Origin of the sequence: Bacillus cereus group sp. MYBK220-1 (assembly GCF_051916445.1) — a bacterium.
Lineage (GTDB): Bacteria > Bacillota > Bacilli > Bacillales > Bacillaceae_G > Bacillus_A > Bacillus_A cereus.
The window spans coordinates 482,022-504,112 of sequence record NZ_JBQAGQ010000004.1 but is presented as its reverse complement, the minus strand read 5'-3'; the positions used below and the strand labels follow the sequence as shown (position 1 = coordinate 504,112).

Sequence of the window (22,091 nt, the reverse complement as noted above, 5' to 3'; positions counted from 1 at the left end):
ACGCCTACCCTTCCATCATTCTGTTTCTTTCTTCTTATTTAAATACCAATACACCGGAAGTCCCGTAAAGACAATTCCAATTGATAAGAAACAACTTACCGGATCATTGATAATTGCACTACCAATTACAAAGAACGAACCTAAAATCGCTACGATTGGTACGATTGGGAATAACGGCACACTATATGCACGCTCTTTATTCTTATTACGTTTTCTTAAAATGAAGACACCAATAAACGTCATTACATAGAAAATATAAATAATGAATACGGAAATCTCAGATAGCTTATTTGGATCACTAATAATCATTAAAATAATTCCTAAAATGATTTCAACAGTAATCGCATTTGCTGGTGTTTTAAATCTCGGACTTTCCTTTGCAATAAACTTAGAAAATGGAAGTTGTCCACGCTCTGCCATAGACATTGGAATACGTGGGAATGTTAAAATCTTTCCATTTAAACAACCGAAAATAGAAACGATAATACCGATACTAATAATTTTTCCGCCATATTCTCCAAGTAACATGCCCGCAGCTGTCGCTGTTGCATTTTCTCCAAGGTCTACAATTTTCGCTGCTGGTAATACATTTAATAACGCCAAGTTAATTAATACGTAAGCAGCCGTTACGATTAAAATTCCTACTGTCATTGCTTTCGGTAATAACTTTGTTGGATTCTTCATTTCTCCACCAATCGAAGCAAGTAAAATCCAGCCGTCATAAGCAAATAACGTTGCTAAAATTGCCATACCGATACTTTGATTTTCCGATATCGGCACAACTACGTTAAAGATATCGCTATTCCCTTTCCAGAAACCTAGCACAACAATTAACACAATCGGAATCATCTTCCCAATTGTCGTGATTGTTTGAACGATACCTCCGTATTTTGTTCCCATACTATTTACAACGCCAAGGAACACAACCGTTCCAATTGCGATTGGTAAATTCCACACTTTATCTAAATAGAAAAAATTAATCATTAAAGAACTAAAGTATAAACCTAATGTTCCGATAATAGCAGGTCCATAAACAATTGTTTGCATCCAACCTGATAAATATCCCCAAAAACTTCCGTAAATCTCCTCTAAATACGTATACAACCCACCATTTTTCGGGATTTGCGCTCCAATTTCAGCTACTGTTAAACCACTTGCTAGCGTCAACAGACCACCAATTACCCAAGCAAGAATGGCCATATTAGAACTCCCCGAGTAATCTAATACGCTCCCTGGTTTCATAAACACACCAGATCCAATAATCGTTCCTACTACGATAGAAAGTGCTACTGTTAAACCAATTTTGTTCTTCTCATCATGATGCATGCTGCGTATCCTCCTTCCAATCCTAGTGTGATGCAAAAATGAAATAAAAAAACACTCCTCCCTAAAAAAGGGACGAGTGTTGTATTCGTGGTTCCACCCTTGTTTCAATTCGTAAAGTAACACACTTCACCAATTTCTCAAGTCTAAATAACGGTTTTTGCCGGCAAGCAATTACTAGATGCTCGTTCACTGCTGCAGTTCAGAGGTGGTAATCCATTTTTTCGTATTAGGAAGCTCACAGCCAAAGGCTTCCCTCTCTGAGAATCGTAAAAAATTGATCGTGTCCTCATCATCACTTCTTGATGTCGAATTTTGTAGTTATTGTTCATTATATTGAATTGTTAGAAAAAATCAATATATTTTTTATATAACATAGGAAATATTTATCTTCTTATATTATAACAGAAGCTGTAATATTTCTCTAATTCCCTCGTATCTTTGGAGCAGTGTAGCTGTAAAAATTATATCAGCGATTTTTCAAATATATCGATTTACCAACAAAAAACGCCAACAATAAAAGGAGGTCTTTCAAAAGAAAGCCCCCTCACGCCTGTACCTTTCGGTTGCCCACACGAAAGATACGACTTCATTCAATTATTTCTCATCTTTTTTCATAAAAAACTTATGGTGCGGTAAATCAACATTCAATGCCTCTAATTGTTTCTTTTCATTGTCTAAAATCGCTTTTGCTTTTGTTTTTGTTGCCTCATCTAATCCTGCAAAGATGTCTTCATGCTTCTCTTTCTCTGGAAGTTTCACACCTAATTTTGTTAATTCTTCTTTTGCTTGCTCATGCGTTAATTTTCCAGATTTCTTTTGCTCTAAAATTGACTTTGCTTTTGCTTTTGCCTGTTCATCTAAGTTAGCAAACATGTCTCCATGTTTACCTTTCTCCGGCATTTTCACGCCTAGCTTTGTTAATTCCTCTTTTGCTTGCTCATGCGTTAATTTTCCAGATTTCTTTTGCTCTAAAATCGACTTCGCTTTCTCTTTCGCCTGCTCATCTAAGTTAGCAAACATGTCTCCACGCTTACCTTTCTCCGGCATTTTTACGCCTAACTTTGTTAATTCCTCTTTTGCTTGTTCACGTGTTAGTTTTCCGGATTTCTCTTGCTCTAAAATTGACTTCGCTTTTTCTTTCGCCTGTTCATCTAATCCTGCAAACATGTCTTTACGCTTCTCTTTCTCCGGAAGCTTTACACCTAGTTCCTGTAACTGTTTCTTTGTATCGTCCATAATCGTTTTTACTTTTTGTTTTGTAGCGTCATCTAAATCTTTTTTCACTGTTTTTGTCGCTTGCTCAGCTGTTGGAGTATTTGTTGCCGCGAATGCCGGAACACCGACTCCTCCAATGATTCCGAATGATAAAGCACCTGCAATCGCTAAATAACCAACTGTTTTCTTCTTCATAGGAAATTTCCTCCTTCATATTTCTAAAGCATGTACACTTTCGTATACAACGCCAATAGTAATATTGGTTTCTTAAAATTTCCTTAACGATTCAAATAAAAAACACCGCTCGTAATGAGCGGTGTTTCTCTATGCTTTTTGTAATTGTAACTCTTCACGTTCCATTATTTTTCTTAATACAATTGTTTGTGTCATTGTAAATAAGTTACCTGTTATCCAGTACAACACAAGTCCTGATGGCGCCGCAAACCCCATAAATAGAATCATTGCTGGCATCATAATTTGCTGCATCTTTAGCATCTGTACTTGTTCTCCAGGTGTAATATTCGATTGGAAAACTTTCATCTGAATAAATGTCGTTAACGCTGCAATAATCGGTAATATATGATATGGATCTGCATGTCCTAGGTTCACCCATAAAAACGAAGATGTGCGAATCTCTTCCGTTCTGCTAATCGCATAATACAAAGCAGAGAAAATCGGCATTTGTATAAAAATTGGCCAGCAACCAGCAAGTGGATTCCAACCGCCTGATTTCATTAGTTCTGACATTTCTTTTTGATACTGCTTTTGTTTTTCAAGGTCTTTGCTTACATCACCGTATTTTTTCTTTAGCTTCTGCAATTCAGGTTGCATTTTCTTCATTTTCGCTTGGCTGCGATATTGTGAAACAGCTAATGGAATCATGGCTGAACGAATAACGAGCGTCATAATAATGATAGCAACCCCGAAGCTAGCTCCCGGTATATGATGAGCAACAAATTGAATCATATACGAGATTGGATATACGAAATAATGGTTCCATATTCCCGTACTATGTGAATCAATTGTGCCTGCATTACTGCAGCCAGATAAAACAAAAACAAGTACTACTGATAAACTAATGAGCGCAGCTCGGTATGATTTTAACATGTTCATTCCTCCAATGTTTCGTAATTATTTAGCGAAACATTGGTGTATACGGACCAACCTCATCATTCTCTTCACTTGATTCTTGTCTGCGTACAGAACGAATCATTCCATATTTATAAAAAATTGAAAATAGCGGTACATTTCCCGCACTATCTTCACATGTATCAACTAACGCAAAAGCTCTTTGTCTACCGCTTGATGCTTGTTGACGCACAAAGCGAGAAACATTAGCAAGGAAGAAAACTTCTAATAAACAAAGTGCTGTCGTTACAAACGATATATATAGAATTGCATCCTGCAATAAAAATTCCATCGCTTCACATCCTTAATAAGGTCATTTTAGCACATCGGGCAAATATTCTCTATTTCCTTTTATTTTCAAAAAAAGTATTTTGCATATTTTCTCAAGAAAACAATAATTAAGAAACGTTGTATTCGCTTTCTTTAGCATATTCACACACATCAATGAATAGGCTTGATTTATTAGAAATTTATAAAATTTTTGCATTATAATAAAACTATTGCCAGTTTTTGAAAAAACCTTTATTCTCTTCTTGTAATCAAAAATGAATATGGAGATGAAACATACTATGGGTCAACTAGGAGACGCCGATTACGTTCCCGACACCGCCTTTTTATCCTTCCCAGCAGCTAAAACATTTCACTTAGAATTTATGATACAGTTGGTTGTTATTTTTATAGCTTCTATTTTGTATGCAATTTCTATGAATATGTTTTTTATCCCGCATAATATGATTAGCGGTGGATTCGCTGGTGTAGGGATGATTATCGGTTATTTAATGCACTACAATATCGGTGCACTTATCTTTTTACTAAACATTCCTCTTCTTATTTTAAGTCACTTTTACTTAGGAAAGAAGACAACCTTTTTAACAGCGTACTTTGTAGCTGTATCATCGTTAGCGATGAACATTATCCCGGTACACCAAGTTTCAGACGATATTTTACTTTCTTCTGTATTCGGTGGTGTTATCTGCGGAGCAGCTTCAGGAATTATATTCCGATTTGCTTCTTCAACAGGTGGTTTTGATGTTGTCGGATTGATTGTAGCGAAATATCGAGATGTTTCAATTGGAGCAATCATATTTGTATTCAACTTAATCTTACTTGTAGCAGCAGGTTTTATTTTCGGATGGGATATTACACTTTATACGTTAATTAGTCGATTTGTAGTCAGCAAAGTTATCGACGCTGTGCATACGAAACATATTAAATTAACGATAATGACTATTACAGAAAAAGGCGAGGAAATAAAAAGCGCACTACTACATCACGGCATACGCGGGGTGACAATGGTAGACGCTGTCGGCGGCTATACAAACCATAAGAAAAAAATGATTTACACTGTCGTGACTCGCTATGAGTTAGGCGAAATGAAACGTATTATCCGTCAAGTGGATAACAAAGCATTTATGAACATTACTGAAACAGTTGAAATTGTCGGCCGTTTCAAACGCATATAAAACAGGTTAACAAATTAAAGGGCATAACATATTAGTCATATATAATATGTTATGCCCTTTGTTATTCAACTAACGTACCTTTTAGCATAATAAAATCACTAAGTTTATTACTACAAATCGGAGGATAGCATTCCATATACAATACTATCTGTCCATTCATCTTTATTCCAAAAATCTTGTATGAAATGGGCTTCCTTTCTCATGCCTATTCGTTCACACAATTTTTGTGAAGCTGTATTACGTGCATCAAGATTAGCCTGTATACGATGTACATTACATTCATTAAATAATTTCAATACCAAACTACTTACTGCTTCTGTTGCCAAACCTCTCCCAGCTACTTCATTTGAAAAACTATAACCAATCTCAACAGTGTCTTTCATATTTGTGTACCATACTGATAAATCACCAACTACTTTAGTTTTGTATATAACTGCCAAACTTAATATTGTTTCTTTAGTAAGTACATTATTTGCTATCTTCTTATTAAATCTTTTCTGCATGTCTTCATGAGTCCACTTATTATGTAATAGGAACTTACATGTATCATCACTATTATAAATAGCAAATACATCCTGTAAATCAGTACTCTTAAAAGGTCTAATTATTAATCTTTCTGTTGTGAACTCCAAGTTAGCTCTCCTCCCTTACATTCATGCTATAAAACATTTTTTATAGTATTTAAGCCTCATTCTTAGATATCACCTTGATTACATATTTCATCATAATAAATTAAAATCCTTCTTCCACTAAACTGCACCGTTAATGGTATTTCCTTGCGCTTTTTATTTTTTACACTTATTACAAAATCAGATAATTCTATTATTATGTCCCTAAATGTGTTATAATGAAAGCAGACTCACAAAAAAAGAGTATATAGACTTGGAAGTTTCTCTTATTTTACAAGCAAAAAGAAACGAGCAGTCGGGTATATTTCAGACACCATACACGTAACGGTTTAAACAACCGATCATCTTAGTTACTCTTCAATGATCTTTTTATAAAAAGATACGTACAATTAAAACTCACTTCAATATACTATACCTACCTTTTTGACTTCCAAATCATCTTATTACATAAGGAGATGAACATATGAATCAATATATACGATATACAATAGCTGTCCTGTTTGCTATTATCGGCGGAACAATCTGCTTCTGGACAAACACTCAGCTTGGAGAGAATATCATCTTTAATGGAATCGAAACACTTGTAAGCGCTTCAATTTTAGGCGGATACATTTACTTCCTCTTCAATCCAGAAGAAAACGCTCAAAAAACAATGTTATTAACAATGATCGGAATCGTTGGTGGATGTATTTCCTACTCAATGACAAACTATACATTACCACTTCAATTAAGCTCAGCTTTCTTCCACGGTCTATGGACTTGGTTCATTGCATTCTGCTTAGCAGACGTATTCAACCTATTACAAGACAATGAAGAAGATAGCGGTCGCCAAATTGAAAGTAACTCTTAAGCTGGAAGATACTCTTCCAGCTTTTTTATGTTGGTTTGCATACCCCGCATCACGATAAAAAGAAGTTGCCCTCACGGCAACTTCTTTTCCATATACCCCACTTCGTATTCACTAAAATATATCAACGATTTTTCAAATATATCGATCGTTTCTCCACTTATATCAACGATTTTTTCATTATATCGACGCTTCGACACAAGATATCGATTTACCGACAACCTTCGACACTCAAAACGCACAACATACCCTATCCACCAAGCAATTTACTGCCGAACTCTACGATTAAAAAGATAATTAATAAGATCGCGAGTATCTTTAATGCTACATATGCCACTTTAAAAACAGCATAAATGAGCAAGACGATTAAAATAATCGTTAAAATTTCCATCTAGAATTCCTCCAAGCTTTGCTCTTCTTATCTCATTTTACTCGTCCTAGGCTGTTTATGGAACGGCATAAGATGACATAGAAAAAAGAGGATACCTCACCCATCGTAAGATACCCTCTCTTTCAGCTGCTCAAACCATTCTCTTTCTAATTGTAAATATCCCATCTCACTCTTCTCGGCGCTCTTTAATTCTTGATCGGCTTTCTTCATATAAGTACGGGACGCTTCCATATTACCCTCTACATATCTAATAATTCCTTGTGTACGGTAATATCCACTTAGGTCCATTTTTGTAATAGCCTTTGCATGTTCCTTTGCTTCTTGCAAAGAAAGACTATCCATCTCATAAAGGGCTTTATATAAAAGATACCAACTATGAAAACTACTAACGAAAAACTTATTTTCTTTCGTTACAGGTAGTTGAACAATTCTTTCTATATACGGTATCGCTCTTTCCATTCCCTCTTGATCTGCACGAGCAAAAAAGACAAGCATAAGTCTACTCATTATCTCTCTTATCCCTTTATTCTCTTTTATTTTCTCCTCACTCAATTCTACTAATCTTTCATCCCAATCTTTCGGTCTTTTATAACTAAATAACTCACTCGATATTTGAATCTCATATAAATGATTTCTAGCTCTTTCATCATCTTTAATTAAAATAAGAAATTGCATCCCATCACTCATAAGCGTTCCTTTTATCGGCACGATTGTAACCGCAAAGATTGCAAAATGGAAAAAGGAAAAATATAAAAGATATTGATAATAACTCACCATATATATGTAACCGGAAGTAATACCAAATAGTAAACTCGTAATCGGTCCACCTAAAGTGAGCCACGCCCACTTTTTCGAAAGATTCGGTGTCTCTATAGAAGGTGGTACTAGTGTTGCAACGCCTCCAAAGTAAGCCCATAATTTATTTGCTCGAATGCGTAATTTTCCCTTTTCTTTTTGAATAGTAATGGGTCCTACTGTCATAAATTTAAATGTTAAACCACCTATTACACCAAATACTACATGTCCTAGCTCATGAATGGCTAACACTAATAATGAAATTCCAACTATTGCCCATAGGTTCAAAATTACTTCTAATTTCCCAGTTCGGATTACTCCGTATAAAATGGACAGAATTAGCGCCACTGTCATTGAGCCAGCTGGCCTTCTTAAAATATCCACCTTTTTCTCCCCTTAATAAATCATTTTCCTCTGCATTTCGTACATGAACTTCCCAAGATGCAATATCCAAATAAATGAGATTAAGCCAATTAATACAAAATCGATATTACTAGCAGCTGTATATATAACGGCAGCCCACCATACATATGCCAATATTGTATTCGTAAATTCATACGCTTTATATCCAGCCTCATGCACAATGTGCTTTAATCCTTCATCTGCGTTTTTCGTCCACATTTTCATAGATTCCATATACGTTACACCTTGTTCAGGATATAGCTTATTATAACGATTTTTTGTTATAAGTCCGATAATTACTACAGTAGTTAAACAAACAATAGAAGCTACTAAATTCCACACCGCAAATGAAACATTTGTATCCTGCAACAGTGCACGTCTACATGTAATAACTGCATATACAAACCATGCCTGCGTAACTATATCGCCTACACGTAAATATATACTTATAATGCCTAATTTTCTGCCTTGTACGCTCTCTTCTTCATCGCGTGCCTCTGCTAACATAAGTGTATTCTTCCAAGTATAGTACATCATTAAGATTCCAAAAATAGTACATATACCTATAAATGTATTGGATGATAATTTTCTCGGTTCATCCGAGAGTAAATTTAAAGCTATATAAGACGTTAAAAAGCCACCCATCATACTTAATGCTATTTTCCCCACAGAATCAAATTGTTTTTTTCGTTTACTCTTCATCGTCCTCTTCCCCCTCTACTAACGTAAATATTTCCTCCACCGGTACATTGAAAATTTGTGCGATTTTTAACGACAATACGATAGATGGTGCATAATCCCCGCGCTCAATTAAACTAATCGTTTGCCGTGATGATCCAATCGCTTTCCCTAAATCCCCTTGTGATAAACGATGCTTTGCTCGCAATTCCCTCACTCGATTTTGAAGCTTCATGTCTTCCCTCTTTTTCATTTATTTAATTAAAATTGTAAATAATATCCTTATCTTTGTCAATTATAATTGTCATTACGACTATAATAATTGACAAGATACTTATTTCTTATCCTGTATCAAATTCCTATAAAGAATGTAAAATGTGCATTAAACATAGTCTTAAAAATAAAAAAGTCAGTGCTTTTGCACTGACTTCCTAAATTCTGACATAGAATGGATTTCATATTAACTTGCGTTTTGTAGTAATACTCGTTTTAACTGCTTACGGAAACGAATACCTAACGTAACCGCTACAATCACAATAACTCCAAAAATGATTTTACCGATATGACCTTCTAGCACTCCAAAGATATCATGTAAGTTTCCACCTAACCAGTAACCACCGATTAAGAAGAATGCTACCCAAAATAGAGCGCCTGAATAAATTGTAATGGCAAAACGACGGAATGGTAAATTAATAATTCCTGCAAAGTATCCTGTGAAATGACGTACACCAGGAATAAAGAAACCAATAAAAATTAGGAAGTATCCATACTTATCAAACCACATTCTCGTTAAGTCAATTTTTCTTTGTGTTAAAAATACGTATTTCCCATACTTTTGAATGAAAGGCATACCTAATTTATTTCCTAAAAAGTATTGAATCGTCATTCCTACACTTGTCCCAATAAAGGATAGAATAATTAAAATCGGTAAACTTAAATCACCCTTATGTGCTAAAAATCCCGCATATGCTAATGTTGGCTCTCCCGGAAACGGAAGTGCAATATATTCTAACAGCAAGCCGACAAGTACAACATAGTACCCGTATTGCTGAAATAATTCATGAATCCATTCCATGTCATCTCTCCTTTCAATCACGTACAACTTCTTACTATTATTGTATAAAAAAATTGTCGAAATAACTATCACAATAGCTTACATTTTTATTACATTTTTGTAAGGGTCACACTAATGATTTTCGTTCTTTATTAAATAGTAAAAATCATTTTTCAAGTCGAAATAGCGAAAAGGCGCATTAATAACATGCAAATTTTATCCATTTTTTAGCATTAAAAAACCTCTCTTATTTTGTTCTCAATAAAAAACCATCACAAACTCATGCTAACTTCATATTAGCTTCATATACGTATTGTAAGATTATATCGGAATTTGTTGAAAAATTTAACCAATATATGACTAAGCATTAATTTGAATAAATATAAGTCGTTTTTCGAAATTGAAAAAAGGGTGAATACGAAATGGAAGCATATAAAATGCACGATTTTATTAATACAAATGTTGAATCTCATCAAAATGAAACCGTTTTTAATTTACAAATATGTGAAACAAGTGAATTTGACGTAAGTTTAACAAAATCTACAACACTATCTTTTATCGTTTCAAAAAAGAATATTAAAATTGTCACGAAAAAATGGATTAATTCAAATCAAGAAAGCATGATTGGCAAAAGCTACATCATTCCAACAAAAGCTTTTCATTATTTCTTACCAATCATCTCTGAAAATGAAGATGAGCTAAATATTCAAGTTCAAAGTTTTGGACTACGTGGCGAGCTTTTATTAAATGAAAGATTACTTATTGATAACAACAACAAACACAACAGCAAAATCACTACATTCTTTGAAACATTAGATGAAAATGTAAATAAAGCATTACGAGGATTACAACTTCATTGTATGTAAGACTCTTACGATAGTAAAAGGAGAATAACAATGAAAAAATTATTATTAAGCGCACTATTATCATTAGGATTTTTAACCCTTCCATTCGCTAGTGCAGAGGCAGCTACAACGAAAGATCAATTAATCGTAGACACTCAGTTAAATAAAATGGATTATTATCAGGATGGAAAATTTATAAAAAGTTTTACTGTCGCTACTGGAAAAGCTGCAACACCTACACCTAAAGGCACTTTTCAAATCGTAAATAAAATTAAAAATCGTCCTTATTATACAGGCAAAATTAAAGGCGGCGATCCACGTAATCCACTTGGTGACCGTTGGCTCGGATTAAATATGGCAGGAACTTACGGAACAACTTATGCGATTCACGGAACTAACAATAATCAAGCAATCGGCAAATGGACAACACTTGGTTGTATTCGTATGTATAACAATGATATACACTGGTTATTTGAGCGCGTTCAGCAGCAAGCTACTGTCACTGTAAAATAGCCTAAAAACAAGATTTATGTGTAGCCAAGAATTTTATGTCTTGGCTTATTTTATTTATTCATTTACAGTAGCAAAACAACTGTATTTACATATATAATAGGAATAGATTTGATTAGCTAATATTTAAACATTGATAAACGTAGATATTAAAATTATACAGTTATAATGTTTTATAAATTTTATAATACATACTATAATAGAACTACTGTAATTCTGAACTATTCAGTAACACTAAACTATTCCCCTTGCTACCTTCATGATTATTTTATAGCGGGGGCTTATTATATGTATAAACAATCTGAGTCACTCGAAAAATGATGAATTCGAATATTGCAGTAAAAAGCGTTATTTAGGAGGTGTTACTATGACGCATATACTGGTGATTGAAGACAACCCAGATATACAAGAACTTATTCGTGAATTTCTAATGGCACAAAATTTTACAGTTGATGTAGTTGGTGCTGGAACAGAAGGTATTCTTCTTTTCCAAAAAAATTCATACGATCTTGTCCTCCTCGATGTAATGTTACCAGATATAGATGGCTATAGTATTTGTAAAATTATGCGAGGACAATCTGATGTACCAATCATTATGTTAACAGGCTTACATAATGAAGAAAGTGAAATTAAAGGATTTGAGTTAGGTATTGATGACTATATTACGAAACCGTTCCATTACACTGTATTTATTAAGCGTGTAGAGGCTGTATTAAGAAGGGCAGCAACGAAGGAAGCAGAAGCTGCAACTATACTACAATTCCATGAATTGATGTTAAACTCTACAGCATATGCAGCTTATGTTCATGGTAATCAAATTGAATTGACAACAAAAGAATTTGAAATTATTTATACTTTACTGCAAAATCGAGGAAAAGTATTATCAAGAAGTGATTTGTTGAATAAGGTATGGGGCTATGAACATTATGGTGATGTAAGAGTTATAGATACACATATTAAAAACTTAAGAAAAAAATTAGGAATTCCTTATATTAAAACGGTGAAAGGCATTGGCTACAAAATCGAATCGTAGCAAAGACAACATCACCAAAAATATTTTCATCAAAACCTTATTATTTTGTATTCTTTTATCACTTTGTCTTTATCAAATTATTTACTTTCTAGCTTCAAACTACGATAAAGAACGTTTTGCGAAAGAAAATGGAACGCCGACTACAGAACAGGCCGATTCAGATAAGCAAAACGACGGAAGTAAAACGAAGCAAAATAAAGCTGTGTCAGAGGGGAGCATTTCTAATTTCCAATCTTCTATTATAGATTATAAATCTCTTTCTACAGCTATCAATCACCTTTTGCAGCCTAGCCAAACTGTAAAGGCAAAAGAACATACACAAAATCTTTCGGGGAAAAATAGCACTTCTAATCCGCCTACAGAAGCAGAAAAGAAAGCCGCTAATAATGATGCCTTACATACACAAAATGCAGCAAGTAAAACAAATGATACAAATGATAATCCAAAGTTAGCAGATGCGTTGCAGCAATTAGCTCCACATATTGGCGCGACAATGCTTGCATTATCACTACTCGGATCTTTAATTTATACAAAACTAATTGCCAAACCTTTTCAATATATGAGCGATGCTTTAAAAGATATTATGAATCTTGATTTCTCAGATAAAAAGCTACTTAACAAAAATACAGATCAAACAGATTTTAATTTGCAAGTAGCTGCTTCACAAGTACCAAATATTGTGAAGAATTTACATGCAAGCAATCAAGATTTAAGAAACGAGCTCAAGAAGGAACAACAATTAGAACAATCTCGTAAAGAATTTATGTCTATGGTATCCCATGAATTAAAAACACCAATCGCAGCCGTTATGGGACAACTAGATGGCATGATTCACGGAATTGGAGCTTATAAAGATAGAGATAAGTATTTGAAACGTTCCTACGAGATGATGCAAGACATTAACATATTAACGGAAAAAATGTCGGAATTATCCAAAATACAAAACCCTCAATTTAAACCGAATTTAGAAGTCATTTCTTTATCTAATATTATTGAGGATGTTATGAAGAAAGTAGATTACTTTGTATCTGTAAAACAATTAAATGTACAATCTAATATTAAACACGACGTACAAATTTTAGCTGATCCTAAGTTTATTCAAACTGCTATTTTTAACATTATTTCAAATGCAATTCATTATACAATTGACCATCAGCACGTATATATAAAGCTTTATGAAAAACCAAATGGTTACGCATTAGAAGTATTAAATACAGGTTCACAAATTGATGAAGATAAACTTGCTCATTTATTTGAGCCTTTCTATCGCGCAAACCCTGATAAACACGGTTTAGTACAAGGTAGTGGTCTTGGATTATATATCGTGAAACAAATATTAGATAAACATCAGTTTCCTTACGGGATACAAAACACGCCTCAAGGTGTAAAATGTTCTATTGTATTCCCAAAAGCAATGTAAAAACCTACTACAATTTCATACCCCAAATTCATACTTCGTATGAGTGGCGGAATTTTGTAGAGTATATGACTCTGTTTCGTTCGCCCGTTATCCTTATTTGGATAGCGGGCGTTTTTTATTACTTAAAAGGAGGATTTTTTATGGAGAAGTTTAAATATTCATTGCTCGTTTTATTCGGTGCTTGCAGCTATGGCATACTTTCAACTATTTTCAAACTCGGATTCATAAATGGATTTTCAGCACATCAACTATTAGGGGGACAATATGTCTTCGGATGGATTGGACTATTTCTACTCGTTCTTTTCTTTTCACGTCATAAAGTAACAAAAAAACAATTCTTTTCCTTACTAACCGTCGGAACAACAATGAGTATGACCGGGATTTTCTACGCTATTTCTGTAGAAGAACTACCCGCATCTATCGCTGTCGTCCTACTCTTTCAGTTCACTTGGATTGGTGTCATTATCGAAGCAATTGCAAATCGAACATTTCCAAGCCGCGATAAGATTATATCTATCCTTATTTTATTTGCTGGTACATTGTTTGCAGGTGGTGTATTTGAAGGCCTCGGACAAAGTTTTTCTACGAAAGGGATTATCTTTGGACTATTAGCTGCTGTCTCTTTTTCATTCTATGTTTTTGCAAGCGGGCGCGTCGCTACGGATGTTCCGCCTTATACGAAAAGCTTCCTTATGACAACAAGCGCTACTCTTATCGTATGCCTATTCTTTCCGCCAACCTTTTTAACAGACGGTGCTTTGCAAGCCGGTCTATGGAAATATGCTTTCTTCCTCGGATTATTCGGCGTTGTTGTACCTGTCATTTGTTTTTCAATCGGTGTACCAAAGGTTGGAACAGGGCTTGGTACAATATTAGGTGCAGCTGAATTACCAACTGCTATTATTGCTTCTATTACACTTGTACATGAAGTCGTAACGTTCATGCAGTGGATTGGAATTATTTTCATATTAGTTGGGATCTTCACTCCTCAGCTGCTTACGGCTAGGAAAGAAAGGAAACAAAATCGCGTGTATAGCGCTTGAAAAAATACAGAATTTATATAAAAGATATAACTGCAATTAAAATAAGTAAATTTATCTGGAGGTATAAATGACTATTTTAAGCATCGTATTTTTTGCTATTATGTGTATCTTCTTCCTAATAAGATATATGAAAGAAAAGAAATTTTACGATTTACTTCTCATTCCCGTTTGTATATATGCAGGAGCAGTGAAAACTCCTTTCGTAGAGTACTTAAACTTTAATACTACATTTAAAATAACGTATGATATTGCAGCTATTATTCTTGTAATCCTTGCTGTACTTTTCTTTTTGAAAGATAAGAAAGAGAATCATACTGCATAACAAAAGACCTTTCATTTACTTGAAAGGTCTTTTTCTCTATCTCATTTTACCGCTCCATACAGCTTCTCTATCTCATGCTCAATTTGTTTTACATCGATTCGCTCAAATAATGGCTGTACGCTATCAATTCTACTTGGCAACGTATTTTGCGGTTCCCAATTTCGTTTCACAATCGACAATGTGTTTCGAACTCTTTCACTTGAAAATGGTAAAAACGGTTCAAGGAGATTTGCAAAATTAGCGATAAGATACACACAGTTATAAATCGTTTCTTCACATGAAACTGGATCATCTTCTCTTTGTTTCCAAGGCTGCTTTTCATCAAAGTATTTATTTGCAAAACGTACTGCATCAAATATTGTTTCTAGCGCCACCTTAAATTTAGTTTGCTCAATCGCCTCTCCTACACGCTTATATAATCCTTCTACTTTATCTTTCAGCTCTACCTCAATGCTTCCCTTCGGCACGATACCACCATAATATTTTTCGATAAACTTTAATGTCCGGTTCACAAAGTTCCCGTATGCACCTAATAATTCACTATTATGACTGTAAATAAATTCCCGCCATGAAAAATCAGTATCGCGATTTTCTGGTGCGTTGACGGTTAAAAAGTAACGAATAGAATCTGGATCATAGCGTTCTAATATGTCAGGCACCCATACTGCCCAGTTTTTACTTGTAGATAATTTTCTTTTTTCAACTGTTAAATATTCATTCGAAACGATATGACGCGGGATTGCTTCCTCCCCTATTCCAAGTAATACCGCTGGCCAAATGACGGAATGAAACGGAATATTATCCTTTCCGTGCACATAATATGTTTTCGCTTCGCTATCCCAAAACTCTTGATCATCTTTCCCTGTTTCTTCAGCCCAATGTTTACTCGCTGAATAATAGCCTGTCACTGCTTCAATCCATACGTAAATTTTCTTATCTTCATACCCTTCTACTGGAATTGGTACTCCAATTGGTAAATCACGTGATACGGCCCTATCTAGTAATCCTTCCTTTACATATCTCTCTGTTAGTTGAATCGCATTGTCGCGCCATGTCCCTGTTTGCTTGGCAATTTCTACAACCCTTTTAATTTGCTCCTGAAATGTATGCAATGCGAAATAGAAATGCTCTGTTTCCTGTACAGATGGTGTACTACCACATAACTTACATTTCTTTTCTAACAAATCGAGTGGATCTAAAATAGCAGAACACGCATCGCATTGATCTCCTCTTGCTGCTTCATGGCAATGTGGACATATTCCTTCTACATAACGATCCGGTAAAAACTGCGTACACGTTTCACAATACGCTTGTTCCACTATTTTTTTATAAATATGTCCTTCTTCTAATAAAAGTAAAAAAACATTTTGAACCGTTTCATGATGGTGCTCACTATCTGTACGTGTATAGCAATCATAAGTAAAACCAAGGCTACGAAAACATCGCTGGAACTCTTCATGATACTGATCAGCAATTTCCTTCGCCGTCACACCTTCTTGTTTTGCCCTAATTGCAATCGGTGTTCCATTACAATCACTTCCTGAAACATACAGCACATTCTCACCTTTTGACCGGTAATAACGTGCTAAAATATCTCCAGGTAATAAACTCGCAATATGACCAAGATGTAATGAACCATTCGCATACGGCCAAGCGCCCCCAATAAAAATACTCATCTTACATTCCTCCTTTAAAATATAAAAAGCCCCACCCCTATCTTAAAAAAGATAAGGGCGGGGCTGTATAAACAGTCGCGGTACCACCTTATTTCGCCAATTACTCACATAATTAGCCTTAACAAGTACGGAGCTCTATGCTCTTATACTGTGGTTTTGATAACGAGTACCAACTCTCGTCGCCGCCTACTATTATCATTTGATAAGTTCAGGACGAAGCTCAAAGGCCATTGTTCAAATGAATATTCTTGCTTCTTCTCAGCTACCGAAGCTCTCTGGAAAGAATGTGTTCATCCTACTTTTCCTTTTCAACGCTTTTACGTATAACAAGTATTGTACGACTTAATCACAGAAAAATCAAACTTTTATCCAGAACGAAAAGGAAATCCCATCCTCCCGCCGAATACCTATACGTTCACAAAAGGAGTGATAACATTGAACCAAAAACAACTAAGCACTATAAATGAAAAAAGCTGGAATACAGCTGCTTATGAAGCTTGGACGAATCGCCATGGGGCGCCAGAGGATTATGCAAAAAAAATTATGGAAGATCCCACACGCGAAGTAGCACATTATTTACCTTACATACAATCTCCAAAAGGAAAACGTATTATTAACTTACTCGGCTCAAAAGGAAATAAAGCTGTCGCACTTGCCCTTTTAGGCTCTGACGTAACAGTTGTTGATATTTCAGCAAGTAATGCAAAATATGCAAATGAACTTGCGGACGCAGCAGGTGTCTCTATCCAGTATGTCGTTTCTGATGTATTAAATGTGCAGCTCTCCGAATCATTTGATATCGTATTGCTGGAACTTGGTGTACTCCATTACTTTCTAGATTTAAAACCACTCTTTCAAAAAATTGCTACTTTACTTAAGCGAGATGGAATGCTTATACTTCGTGACTATCATCCTGTTTACACAAAATTATTAGGAGTCGACCACCCATCATTTCAGGCCAATGGAAATTATTTCGATGAAGAATTAATTGAAGATGATGTTGCTTATAGCATCCTTCTTACAGAAGCACAGAAAGAATCGCTACCTAAAACAACCATCCGTCGCTGGACGCTAGGAGAAATCATTACAACACTTGCGGAAGAACGTTTTAAAATCGAAAAACTAGTTGAAGAACATGGATCTCATCAAAGATGGGTCTTTCCTTCTACTGCACCAGAAGGAATCGAAGAACGTATCCCTGGTCTATATACAATAATTGCGACAGCATGCAAAAAAGGATCCCTTCACGGATAGGATCCTTTTTGCATGCTCACGCATATAAGTTGAGGTTGGAGATTACCATAATTCTGTAGAATAGGACACAAGATATTTCAACATTTCGTCTCTGACTTACGTCGTCAAAAAGGGGTATGACCAACATAACGAAGAGTAATGTTTTTAGTTGATACTGATAATCGTTATCAACTAATTAGAAGTATACATGATGTCATTTCAAATTTCAATAGCATTTCTAATATTTATTTATGAAATTTATGATATGCAAATGTATACATTTTAAGAACTTTTTCTAATACTAATCTGACTCCTTCCATTATCTGCTATAATTTTCATTGAACAGATTAATAACTTCATAATAATGTTTTTATTAATTTTGTTTTAAATATCTATAAATCATAATAAACAGTTTAAACGAGGGTAGGGGTAACGATGAAATATGTTAGTATTCGAAAAAAACTACTGTTCACACTCTTAAGCATTTCTTCTTTATTTAGTATTGCTCTTATTGTTATTCTTTCATTCGCCATGAATCAAGCAAGTGAAATCGAAACGTTAAAAAATGATGTATCAAAAAGAGCGACGATTTTAAAAGAACGTGGCGATTGGTTCCAAGCACAAGTTGCTGGTTTACAAGAATATTTGCTATCACATGATCAAAAAGGATTAGATAAGTTCAATCGAGAAGGGAAAAAATTAGCTGATACTAGAGAGAAAGTAACAAGTGACAAGAAGCTCCCAGAAGGAATGAAAGAAGCTATTTTAATGGGTGGAAAATGGCGTAGCGTCATAGATAATGAGGTACTACCTCTTGCGCGTGAAGGAAAATGGGACGAAGCATCCAAAATTGCTTTATCACAAACAGATTATGTAAATGATCTTTTAGGTCGTTTTAATAAATATACAAATGAAGAGAATGAGAAACGTGACGCATTAATTGCTGATGTCGAGTCTTCTTCATCACTTATTCAATATATTATTTTCTTCTCACTTATTACATGTACATTAACGTCTATCTTATTAGCATGGTGGTTCTCTGGTAAACTCGTTAAACCAATTCGACAAATTGATGAGAAGTTAAAAGAATTAGCTTCTCAAGACGGAGATTTAACGGCTAGATTACACGTAACAAGTAAAGATGAAATTGGTGACATTGCAAATTCCTTTAATCAAATGCTCACTAACTTACAGCATATAATAAAACAAGTTCAACAAACATCAACAAGTGTAAAAGAAGCTTCCGAAAATGTATTTATCGAAACAACCGCTTCTATGGAAAATACCGCAAGAACCCAAGAAACTATGAATGCTCTTGAACACAATATTCGTTCACAAGTTTCTAGCATTGAAGAAAGTTCAACCGCAATGGATGACATGGCAACGAGTGTTCAGCGTATCGCTGAGTCCGCCTCTTCTGTTACTAGTTTAGCTGTCACAACTTCAGAAAAAGCAGATGATGGGAATAAAGTCATTGAGAAATCTATTACACAAATGCATACAATTAACGAAGCTGTTAACGCTACATCACAAGTAGTTGAGCGGCTCATTACACATACAAATCATATAGATACTGCACTTCAATCTATTTCAAATATCGCCGACCAAACAAATTTACTCGCTTTAAATGCTTCTATTGAAGCAGCTCGTGCTGGTGAACACGGCAAAGGATTCGCTGTTGTTGCCGATGAAGTTCGAAAACTTGCTGAACAATCTCAACTAGCCGCAACTGACATTAACCATTTACTTCATCAAATTCAATCTGATACAAAAATAGCAAATGATATGATGACACAAGGTCAAGCAGAAGCTTCTGAAGGAATTACGGTTATTCGTACCGCCGGATCTTCATTCTCAGAAATTGTTAACCACATTAACAAAGTCTCTACACAAATGCAAGAAATGTCTGCAACTGCTGAAGAGATGGCTGCAAGCTCTGAAGAAATGAACGCAGCTTTAAATAATATCGCTTCTATTTCAAACGAAGTTGCTGCAGAAACATCACAAACAGCGCATTCGGCTGGTGATCAAGTAAACAAAATGAGTATCGTGGCTAAAAAATCATCTGAAATGAAAACAATCGTACAAGAACTTGAAGTTCTCGTCTCTCATTTCAAAACAAACGCTTAAAGTGAAAATGACACGAGCTCAAAGGTATAGGAAAGAAAGTTTTACAGGTTCTACTTTTTCACTTTAAAATATCTCTTTCTATCTCTCATTCCGTCTGCTATAATTCCTAAAGGAAATAAGAAAGCTTTATTCCAACTGGAGTAAAGCTTTCTTTCAATTTTTTACATTTATTAATTCTAATACTAAGATTTCACAAAGGAGGCTTTTAATTATATGAATTTTGTAAGTATCAGAAAAAAACTTATGTTCATGATGGGAACGATTTGCGCTTTATTTGGTGTCGCCTTAGCATTTATTTTATTTTTTGCTATCGATCAATCTCGTAAAGCTGAAACATTACAAAAAGAAATTTCTCCACTGGCAACAGAATTGAAAGAGCGTGGAGACGCTTATCAAGTACAGCTCTCTGCTTTAAGAGGTTATTTACTACAACATGATCAAGTCGAATTAGACAAGTTTAATGAGATGAGTAAACGTCTTGAGGATTCAAAAGATAAACTTCTTTCTAATCCAAATCTTTCTTCGTCCGTAAAAAGCACAATGGAATTAGGGTCTACTTGGAGAAAGTTCATTGAAGAAAAAGTATTCACTCTTGCAAAAGAACAAAAATGGGAAGAAGCTTTACAAGTAGCTTCTTCAGAAAACGGAACGGTCTATAAAGTAATTGGTGACTTCACAAATTACAGTAATGAACAAGCTAAATTACGTGAACAATCTATTGAAAAAATTGATCAATCTGCACTCTTAATCGAATATGTTATTTTCTTATCACTTGTTGTATGTATTATCGTTGCAATTATTCTTGCATGGTGGTTCTCTGGTAAACTGGTGAAACCAATTCAACAAATTGACACGAAACTAAAAGAATTGGCCTCTCAAGAAGGTGACTTAACGGCACGTCTACAAGTAAATAGCAACGATGAAATAGGTGCTATCGCAACATCATTTAATAAAATGTTAGAAAACCTACAACATATTATTAATCGTGTTCAAAAAACATCAGTGGAAGTACAAACCGCTTCTGAAAATATGCTAGAAAAAACGAATACATCACGTGAGGCGACATTAAGAGTCCAAAGCTCGATGTCCAACTTAAATGCAAGTATTCAATCACAAACTTCTAGTATGGAAGAAAGTTCAACTGCAATGGATGATATGGCAGTAAGTGTTCAGCGCATTGCTGAATCTGCTTCATCTGTAGCGGAACTTGCTGTTGCCACATCTGAACATGCTAGCGATGGCAGTACCGTTATCCAAAAATCTGTTTCACAAATGACAACAATACACGAAGCTGTAAATGCTACGTCAGAAGTGGTTGAACGTCTAATCACTCATACGAAATATATTGATACTGCTGTACAATCTATTTCTAATATTGCTGAGCAAACAAACTTACTTGCTTTAAATGCTTCTATTGAGGCAGCTCGTGCTGGTGAGCAAGGAAAAGGATTTGCTGTCGTAGCTGACGAAGTTCGAAAACTTGCTGAACAATCTAAAACAGCTGCAACAGACATTAATCAATTACTACATCAAATTCAAAATGATACAGAAACTGCTAGCTCTATGATGTCTCAAGGCCGTTCTGAAGCATTTGAAGGCATTAATGTTATTCGTGAAGCTGGTACTTCTTTCTCAACAATTGTAGAACAAGTAAATAAAGTATCTACTCAAATGCAAGATATATCAGCAACTGCTGAAGAAATGGCTGCAAGTGCTGAAGAAATGAACGCTTCACTTAATAACATCGCTTCTATCTCTACTGAAGTATCGAGCGAAACTGCCGCAACGGCACAATCTGCTGAACAGAAAGTTATTGTTATGAATGAAATGGCAGTAACTGCTGGAAAAATGAAACAAACAGTTGAAGAGTTAGATCAACTCGTATCTCATTTTAAAACAGAATAGATGTTCAAAAAATATCCCTTCTTTGAAAGAGGGATATTTTTTTGAG

At 34.9% G+C, this 22,091-nt stretch carries 22 protein-coding genes and 2 other annotated features; of the genes, 11 read left to right on the top strand and 11 right to left on the bottom strand.

Annotated elements, in window-relative coordinates:
• Positions 1-15: 15 nt before the first annotated feature.
• The 4 genes from ACTFRU_RS19955 to ACTFRU_RS19940 form a co-directional block, all read right to left on the bottom strand.
• Positions 16-1,326: an APC family permease gene (locus tag ACTFRU_RS19955; protein ID WP_000546311.1), complete on the bottom strand. Its 1,311-nt coding sequence runs from the start codon at positions 1,324-1,326 to the stop codon at positions 16-18.
• Between the two features lie 65 nt (positions 1,327-1,391).
• Positions 1,392-1,628 (bottom strand) — a binding site (T-box leader).
• Positions 1,629-1,920: 292 nt separating this feature from the next.
• Positions 1,921-2,736, bottom strand: a complete 816-nt coding sequence (locus ACTFRU_RS19950) for a hypothetical protein (protein WP_000730884.1) — start codon at positions 2,734-2,736, stop codon at positions 1,921-1,923.
• Between the two features lie 129 nt (positions 2,737-2,865).
• A complete protein-coding gene (locus tag ACTFRU_RS19945; RefSeq protein WP_000920519.1) occupies positions 2,866-3,648 on the bottom strand; it encodes a membrane protein insertase YidC in 783 nt (260 codons plus the stop codon).
• A gap of 28 nt (positions 3,649-3,676) precedes the next feature.
• Entirely contained in the window at positions 3,677-3,961 is a 285-nt protein-coding gene (locus tag ACTFRU_RS19940; protein WP_000394930.1) for a hypothetical protein, read from the bottom strand.
• Positions 3,962-4,238: 277 nt separating this feature from the next.
• On the opposite strand from ACTFRU_RS19940, the gene ACTFRU_RS19935 reads away from it, so the two are divergent.
• A complete protein-coding gene (locus tag ACTFRU_RS19935) occupies positions 4,239-5,132 on the top strand; it encodes a YitT family protein (RefSeq protein WP_000530044.1) in 894 nt (297 codons plus the stop codon).
• A gap of 110 nt (positions 5,133-5,242) precedes the next feature.
• On the opposite strand, the gene ACTFRU_RS19930 is transcribed toward ACTFRU_RS19935, so the two are convergent.
• Positions 5,243-5,764 carry a GNAT family N-acetyltransferase gene (locus tag ACTFRU_RS19930; protein ID WP_000397300.1) on the bottom strand — a complete coding sequence of 174 codons (522 nt, stop codon included), beginning with the start codon at positions 5,762-5,764 and terminating at the stop codon, positions 5,243-5,245.
• A gap of 460 nt (positions 5,765-6,224) precedes the next feature.
• On the opposite strand from ACTFRU_RS19930, the gene ACTFRU_RS19925 reads away from it, so the two are divergent.
• Entirely contained in the window at positions 6,225-6,611 is a 387-nt protein-coding gene (locus tag ACTFRU_RS19925) for a DUF3938 domain-containing protein (protein WP_001077773.1), read from the top strand.
• Positions 6,612-6,858: 247 nt separating this feature from the next.
• Here ACTFRU_RS19925 and ACTFRU_RS19920 read toward each other — a convergent pair whose 3' ends face one another.
• The 5 genes from ACTFRU_RS19920 to ACTFRU_RS19900 form a co-directional block, all read right to left on the bottom strand.
• Positions 6,859-6,999 (bottom strand): DUF3985 family protein, encoded by a 141-nt coding sequence (locus tag ACTFRU_RS19920; protein ID WP_000404782.1) that lies wholly within the window; start codon positions 6,997-6,999, stop codon positions 6,859-6,861.
• A gap of 96 nt (positions 7,000-7,095) precedes the next feature.
• Complete coding sequence (locus ACTFRU_RS19915) at positions 7,096-8,148, bottom strand: site-2 protease family protein (RefSeq protein WP_440037789.1); 1,053 nt, start codon at positions 8,146-8,148, stop codon at positions 7,096-7,098.
• A gap of 42 nt (positions 8,149-8,190) precedes the next feature.
• Positions 8,191-8,898: a DUF3169 family protein gene (locus ACTFRU_RS19910; RefSeq protein WP_440037782.1), complete on the bottom strand. Its 708-nt coding sequence runs from the start codon at positions 8,896-8,898 to the stop codon at positions 8,191-8,193.
• Positions 8,888-9,109: a helix-turn-helix transcriptional regulator gene (locus tag ACTFRU_RS19905; RefSeq protein WP_000776168.1), complete on the bottom strand. Its 222-nt coding sequence runs from the start codon at positions 9,107-9,109 to the stop codon at positions 8,888-8,890. The genes ACTFRU_RS19910 and ACTFRU_RS19905 overlap by 11 nt, the downstream gene beginning before the upstream one ends.
• 225 nt (positions 9,110-9,334) lie before the next feature.
• Positions 9,335-9,949: a DedA family protein gene (locus ACTFRU_RS19900; RefSeq protein WP_000454748.1), complete on the bottom strand. Its 615-nt coding sequence runs from the start codon at positions 9,947-9,949 to the stop codon at positions 9,335-9,337.
• 401 nt (positions 9,950-10,350) lie between these two features.
• Between ACTFRU_RS19900 and ACTFRU_RS19895 the strand changes: the two genes are divergently transcribed.
• From ACTFRU_RS19895 to ACTFRU_RS19870, 6 genes are all read left to right on the top strand, one after another.
• Positions 10,351-10,794 (top strand): DUF3978 family protein, encoded by a 444-nt coding sequence (locus tag ACTFRU_RS19895; protein ID WP_000388769.1) that lies wholly within the window; start codon positions 10,351-10,353, stop codon positions 10,792-10,794.
• A gap of 30 nt (positions 10,795-10,824) precedes the next feature.
• On the top strand, positions 10,825-11,286 hold the full coding sequence (locus ACTFRU_RS19890) for a L,D-transpeptidase (RefSeq protein WP_000735058.1): 462 nt from the start codon (positions 10,825-10,827) through the stop codon (positions 11,284-11,286).
• 364 nt (positions 11,287-11,650) lie between these two features.
• A complete protein-coding gene (locus ACTFRU_RS19885) occupies positions 11,651-12,316 on the top strand; it encodes a response regulator transcription factor (RefSeq protein WP_000148833.1) in 666 nt (221 codons plus the stop codon).
• On the top strand, positions 12,294-13,736 hold the full coding sequence (locus tag ACTFRU_RS19880) for a sensor histidine kinase (protein ID WP_000201958.1): 1,443 nt from the start codon (positions 12,294-12,296) through the stop codon (positions 13,734-13,736). The genes ACTFRU_RS19885 and ACTFRU_RS19880 overlap by 23 nt, the downstream gene beginning before the upstream one ends.
• A gap of 140 nt (positions 13,737-13,876) precedes the next feature.
• Entirely contained in the window at positions 13,877-14,779 is a 903-nt protein-coding gene (locus ACTFRU_RS19875; protein ID WP_033696594.1) for an EamA family transporter, read from the top strand.
• Positions 14,780-14,846: 67 nt separating this feature from the next.
• Positions 14,847-15,101 carry a hypothetical protein gene (locus tag ACTFRU_RS19870; protein ID WP_000154129.1) on the top strand — a complete coding sequence of 85 codons (255 nt, stop codon included), beginning with the start codon at positions 14,847-14,849 and terminating at the stop codon, positions 15,099-15,101.
• A gap of 41 nt (positions 15,102-15,142) precedes the next feature.
• On the opposite strand, the gene metG is transcribed toward ACTFRU_RS19870, so the two are convergent.
• Positions 15,143-16,777 (bottom strand): methionine--tRNA ligase, encoded by a 1,635-nt coding sequence (gene metG, locus ACTFRU_RS19865; RefSeq protein WP_440037781.1) that lies wholly within the window; start codon positions 16,775-16,777, stop codon positions 15,143-15,145.
• A gap of 50 nt (positions 16,778-16,827) precedes the next feature.
• Positions 16,828-17,098 (bottom strand) — a binding site (T-box leader).
• 114 nt (positions 17,099-17,212) lie between these two features.
• On the opposite strand from metG, the gene ACTFRU_RS19860 reads away from it, so the two are divergent.
• From ACTFRU_RS19860 to ACTFRU_RS19850, 3 genes are all read left to right on the top strand, one after another.
• Entirely contained in the window at positions 17,213-18,031 is an 819-nt protein-coding gene (locus tag ACTFRU_RS19860) for a class I SAM-dependent methyltransferase (RefSeq protein ID WP_001072260.1), read from the top strand.
• 414 nt (positions 18,032-18,445) lie between these two features.
• Entirely contained in the window at positions 18,446-20,140 is a 1,695-nt protein-coding gene (locus ACTFRU_RS19855) for a methyl-accepting chemotaxis protein (RefSeq protein ID WP_440037780.1), read from the top strand.
• Between the two features lie 213 nt (positions 20,141-20,353).
• A complete protein-coding gene (locus ACTFRU_RS19850; RefSeq protein WP_440037779.1) occupies positions 20,354-22,045 on the top strand; it encodes a methyl-accepting chemotaxis protein in 1,692 nt (563 codons plus the stop codon).
• The last annotated feature ends 46 nt before the right edge of the window (positions 22,046-22,091 follow it).